The organism is Streptomyces sp. WM6386 (assembly GCF_000972385.1).
Lineage (GTDB): Bacteria > Actinomycetota > Actinomycetes > Streptomycetales > Streptomycetaceae > Streptomyces.
In genome coordinates this window covers 1-966 of sequence record NZ_JXTE01000232.1, presented here as the reverse complement: position 1 = coordinate 966, position 966 = coordinate 1, and the positions used below count along the sequence as shown (strand labels likewise).

2 protein-coding genes are annotated in these 966 nt (G+C 67.9%); both read left to right on the top strand.

Annotation, left to right across the window (positions count from 1 at the left end):
• On the top strand, positions 1-318 hold a 318-nt coding region (locus TN53_RS40945; RefSeq protein WP_046263964.1), incomplete at its 5' end, for an NPP1 family protein.
• A 361-nt stretch (positions 319-679) separates the two neighbouring features.
• The coding region (locus TN53_RS40940; RefSeq protein ID WP_046263963.1) for an FG-GAP repeat protein at positions 680-966 on the top strand (287 nt) is incomplete at its 3' end.

Genomic DNA, 966 nt, shown 5'->3' with positions numbered 1-966 from the left:
ATCAACGAGGTACCGATGGGCAGGCTGAACGGCGAGTCGAGCTACAACCGCGTCGAGATCTTCTACCACAAGGACGGCCCGAGCACGCACGCGTTCCGCTTCGCCGCGTGGGGCGAGGCCCCGGAGGCGTGGAGCGACGGAGGCTGGGACCGGCCGGCCCTGGTCACCATGGAGAACATGGACAAGACACCGCGCGACCAGCTGTGGAACTCCAAGTGGGGCAGCGCCAACTTCCCGCTGACCGGCAACCTCCAGAGCAACATCAACAAGGCCCGGAACGCCGACAGCAGGGCGGCGGCCGCCATCCCCGCGTTCTGACGCACAGGCACACACGTACACAGGCACACAGGCTGACGCGGACACCTTTGCGGCTGCCTTCCTGAACAGCCGCCGGTGGGACCAGCTCCCCGCCCCGTCCCACCGGCGGCACCATGGTCGTCCGTCCCGGTCACAGGTCGTTCGTACGCGGCGACATGCCGGTCCCGTTCGGCTCGTTCCCGGACCGGCTGGTTGGTTGGTTGGTGAGGGCATCCTCGCGTTGCGATCGCACTCGGGCGTTCGGGGAGGGCCGGGGAAGTTTCCTTGAGCAGTTGAGTTTCTAGCGTGTCCTCGAGCTGATCATCTGATGACAGGAGGACGCGCTGATGATTCTCGTGACCGGTCCGCGGGCAGTGTCTCCGTGCGCTACGGCAGCCCGGACGGCCTGTTCGGCTCCGACTCCCAGACGCCGGATCAGATCTTCGAGCAGGGCAGGGGCGGCCTCGGCGGCAGTGCCGAAGTCGGCGATCAGTTCGGTGGCGACCTCAGCCTCGGCGACGTCAACGACGACGGCTACCTCGACCTGGCGATCGGCTCCCCGGGCGAGAGCATCGGCGACCTGGCGGACGCGGGCGCCGTCTGGCTCCTGTGCGGTTCGGCACGGGGACTGGGCACGGCCGGCTCGCAGAACTTCGACCAGAACACCGC